This is a genomic window from uncultured Senegalimassilia sp. (assembly GCF_934632265.1).
Taxonomy (GTDB): Bacteria; Actinomycetota; Coriobacteriia; order Coriobacteriales; family Eggerthellaceae; genus Senegalimassilia.
Genome location: NZ_CAKTYH010000146.1, coordinates 1 through 3,993 on the forward strand (window position 1 = coordinate 1; position 3,993 = coordinate 3,993).

3 protein-coding genes and 1 pseudogene are annotated in these 3,993 nt (G+C 63.2%); all 4 read right to left on the bottom strand.

Going from position 1 to position 3,993, the window contains the following annotated elements:
• Positions 1–440, bottom strand: a pseudogene (locus tag Q0H50_RS08675) (hypothetical protein); the annotation flags it as partial.
• A gap of 254 nt (positions 441–694) precedes the next feature.
• A complete protein-coding gene (locus Q0H50_RS08680) occupies positions 695–1,609 on the bottom strand; it encodes a hypothetical protein (protein ID WP_294421479.1) in 915 nt (304 codons plus the stop codon).
• Entirely contained in the window at positions 1,597–2,619 is a 1,023-nt protein-coding gene (locus tag Q0H50_RS08685; RefSeq protein ID WP_294421481.1) for a GHKL domain-containing protein, read from the bottom strand. The genes Q0H50_RS08680 and Q0H50_RS08685 overlap by 13 nt, the downstream gene beginning before the upstream one ends.
• 12 nt (positions 2,620–2,631) lie before the next feature.
• Positions 2,632–3,294 carry a LytTR family DNA-binding domain-containing protein gene (locus tag Q0H50_RS08690; protein WP_294421484.1) on the bottom strand — a complete coding sequence of 221 codons (663 nt, stop codon included), beginning with the start codon at positions 3,292–3,294 and terminating at the stop codon, positions 2,632–2,634.
• Positions 3,295–3,993 lie beyond the last annotated feature (699 nt).

Sequence of the window (3,993 nt, forward strand, 5' to 3'; positions counted from 1 at the left end):
AGTTTGCCGAGCAAGACCTGAACGTCCGGCAGGAGCAGATTCGCAAGAATGTGGCGGTTGCCGAGGCGGAGCGGAAAGCCGTAGAGGCCCAGACGGCAGCCCGGATGAAAATTATCGGCGCGCAAGGCGACGCGGCGCGCCGGGCGCCCATCGGCGTCGTAAGCGCCGAGCGCGGTGCCGGCGATGGTTGCGATGATGCCGTTGTTGTCGAGCTTTCGATACGGAACGCCCAGCTCATCGAGCCGTTCGCACAGAAGTTTCTGCGTGTTGGCCTCGTGACCGGACACCTCGGGGAAGCGATGGAGCAGACGGCGCGCGGCGACGATGTCGGGCTGCGCGGCAGCGCCCAAGCTGCGAACGAGGTTGGCGGTTGCAGCACCGGCCTGCGGGGTTTGCGCGGCGGCGTAAACGGCGGGAAGCGTGGATGCGGCATCGGTCATGACGGGCCCCTTTCGAAGGAGTGCGTTCTCTTTTGGTCCGCTAGCCTACCACACGCGGACCCGGTATGCGCGGCGTGCATCGCCCCAGCGGCGGGAAGCAACTGAAACCGCACATGAAAGCGCAGGCGGGCTGGCCGAACCACCCGATCGGGCACCCGCTTCGACGCCCGATCGGCCGCGGGAAGGCCGTGCGAGAGCCCGCCGAACGGCAGGAAGGCCGACAAGCACCCCGGCGCCCGCTCGAAGCAAAGGAGCTAACGCCCGTCCAGCTCCTCCAGCATGGCGTCGATATGCTGCTCGGCAAGCTCGAGCTCGCCGCGCTCGGCAAGGGCGTTCACCACCTGGACCTGATTGCGCAGGTCGTGGCGCAGGCGCACCGAGCGCTGGGCCATTTCCACCGTCGTCCGGTAGTCCTCCAGATATCGGTCGAGCTGGCCGCTTAGATCGGCGGCTCGGGCATCATCGCGCACCTTGCCGCGGAATCTGCCGACCGCAAGCAACAGCACGGCGTCCACGCCGAAGCACAGCAACATAAGCACGCCGAACAGGCGCAGCAGCATCGGATCGCCGCCGCACGGTCCCACCACCACGCTGAAGCACAATGCCAACAGCAAAGCCTGCAACACGGAGAACAGCGCAAACGGCGAAGCGGCTGCTGCGACGCCACGCGACAAGGCCCCGGCATCGACCCCTTCTTCCGGATAGAACCTTCTCACCAGCGCGGTGAGCCCCCAGAACAACGCTATCTCCACAAGCACCTCGAGCAGCGTCGCGCACGCGAACAACGTGGCGTTTGCGGCGACCGTCACATAGTCGTCGATGGTGGCGCCGGTCAGGATGTCGAGCGTCATGTCGAGGAACAAATCGCCCGGCAGCACTATGACCAGGCCGAACGCCGATAACGTGACGCGGCGGACCAGCGTTCCCTTCGCAAAGAACACGGGAGCCGCGGCCATGAGGACGCCGAGCAAAGGATGCGCGAACTCGGCCAAGCCGTCTCTCACGCACAAGGCGAACACCATAAGGGAGAGCCCCGTGGCCCAATAAGCCCACCGGCTGCGAAGGTGCAGGATGAGGGACTCGAATCCCAGATACACCAACCATGTCGGCACGAGGATGGACAGCACCACGAACGCGCCCGCAGGAACGCCCAAGATCATCGGCTCCATTCGCCATCGCCCCCATCCTGCGCGGCCCGGTCCTGCTTCAAGATCACGCGCACGCGATAGACACCATCGACTTGGCCCGCCTCGAACGTGCCGTCATGGCGCCGCGCCACCTCGCGCACGATGCCCTGCCCCCAACCATGCGGCACGGACAGGTCGGGAAACGAACCGGATGCGCCGCCGCCATCGCCAGGACGAGCGGCATCGCCTAACGGCGGGCGGCCCGAGCCCTCGCCCTGGCCCTTGGAACGCGGGCAACTATTCTCCACGTCGACGACCAGGTACATCCCCCATAAGCGGGCGGTGGCTTCGACGCGAAGATCCCCCTCAGGGGACTCCACGCACGCGTTCAGGGCGTTGTCCAGCAGGTTCGAGAACACCGCGCACAGCTCCACGCTGGGCAGCTTGATATCCGCAGGGATGTCGAGCTCGGCGCGGAAGCGCACGCCCAGGTCGCGCGCCGTACGGGCTTTCTGCTCCAGAAGCGCGTCGACGGCCGGATGCTGGCAAAGGCGCGGAGAGCGCGTTCCGATAAGGGAGACGGCCTCTTCCAGGCTTTCGCCCGCCTTGCCCGCTTGGTCCGCCCGCAGGTCCGCGCGCGCCTGCTCGAACCGCTCGCGAAGCTGGTCGCGCAGCTCGTCGACCTGATCGCGCTCGCGCCGAGAACGTTGCCGCAAGGCGCTTTGGACCTGCAGCTGCTCTTGGAGCATGCGCACGTTGTTCGAGGAGTCGAACCATCGGCACGCCTGGTCGAGCACGCGAAACAGCAGCAGGTCGACGGGACCGCACGCGATGCCGAGCACGACGAGCGTCGTATACACCCCAGCCGGCAACTCGTAACCTGCAGAGCATGCCAGGGGATAGGCGATCAGGCAAATCTGGCTTAGGGGGAACAGCATGCACAAGAGCTTCTGCATAAGCCGCGCGCCGCGGAGCTTGGTTATGAAGTTGAAGGCGACGATCAGCAGATACGCCGCCAAAACGCAAAGGACGGCGATCTTGAGCGAGGACATGCTGCCGAACGCCTACCGCGCGTTAAGGCCCACGTAGTGGAAGAACGAATCGCGCACCGACGTGCGCTGGCGTTGGCTGACGGGCACTTCCCTGCCTGAACGGAGCAGCACGCTGCCCGGGCGCAGCTCAACGATGCACGCCATGTTCACCAGGTAGCTTTTATGGCATTGGACGAAGCACTCGGGCAGCATGTCGAGCATCTGGCCGAGTGTGGCGTACGTTTCGATGCATCCCCCGCGCACGGAGTGCAGGCGCACCTTGCGGCGCTCGCTTTCGACGAACTCCACCTCGGCGGGGTCGACCATAGTGACCGTGCCGTTGTGCTGGATGGCGACGGGAAGTTGTCGGCTGTCCTGCAAGTTGGACAGAGCCTTGTCGAGCGCGGCGTCGAAGTCGGACTGGTTGATGGGCTTGAGCAGGAAATACGTATGCTCGGTCTGATAGACCGACGTGCAATACTCGACATGGCCGGAAATGTAGATGACCTGAGTGGAGGTTCCCGCGGGGAAATAACGGCTGACCAGCTCGATGCCCGAGGGGTTGCTTTCGCCCAGATCGATGTCGGTGACGAAGATGTCGATGCGATTGCCCGAGGCCATAAGCGCCTCGAACGTGGTGACCCCGGATATGATGTCGACGTCGAGCCGCGACCTGCCGGGGTATTTGGACAGCATGCTGCGGAGCACCCTCTGGTACTCCTCGTTGTCCTCCAATGCAAGAAGGTGAAAGGCTCCCATCGTGCACCCCGATCCCGATTTCCCGAATTCCCGAATTCGCAACAGCGGTTTTCCGCTGCTCCTATTGTTCACCTCAGATTATATACAATAAGGCGGAACCCCCCCCCCTCAGATTTTGTTCGATTGCAACAAAATGCCTGGTAGAAGGAACAACCGCAGGTGTTTTAGTAGCAAGCGCAGGCATTTTGGAAACGAACGCAGCGCGATGCGGCGGGACGAACGGGGTAGATTGCTGGCGAACGGTTCGAGTGTCGCGTTTTGCCGCCGATTCGGCCTATCGCGAAGCCCGGCAGGGGGATTCCGCTCCTACCGGCCCGGAGAAGGTTTTTTCGCTTTCGCGGCTCGGAACACGAGTTTTCCGAATGTTAAACGGTGGTAATCTTCTGATAATGTAACGAACGCGTGCAATTGCGTAGCGAACGATCGCATACTGTCGTTGTGACGACGTTTTTCACCCGGAATCACCCGTTCTCATTCGGAAAACTCGCGTTTTCTGCCATGGTTCGGCGAAAAGCTTCCGTCTCGCTCGCCGACCGCCCAGGACCGGCGTCCCGATTGCGAACACACCTCCGTCCCCTCATATGCCCATCGAGATGTCAAGAGACAATAGTCGGCCTTCCCTGAGTAGCTTGCCCA

Coding starts and splice junctions, on each gene's coding strand:
- Q0H50_RS08680 (WP_294421479.1), bottom strand. CDS start 1,609: ATGGAGCCGATGATCTTGGGCGTTCCTGCGGGCGCGTTCGTGGTGCTG.
- Q0H50_RS08685 (WP_294421481.1), bottom strand. CDS start 2,619: ATGTCCTCGCTCAAGATCGCCGTCCTTTGCGTTTTGGCGGCGTATCTG.
- Q0H50_RS08690 (WP_294421484.1), bottom strand. CDS start 3,294: ATGCTGTCCAAATACCCCGGCAGGTCGCGGCTCGACGTCGACATCATA.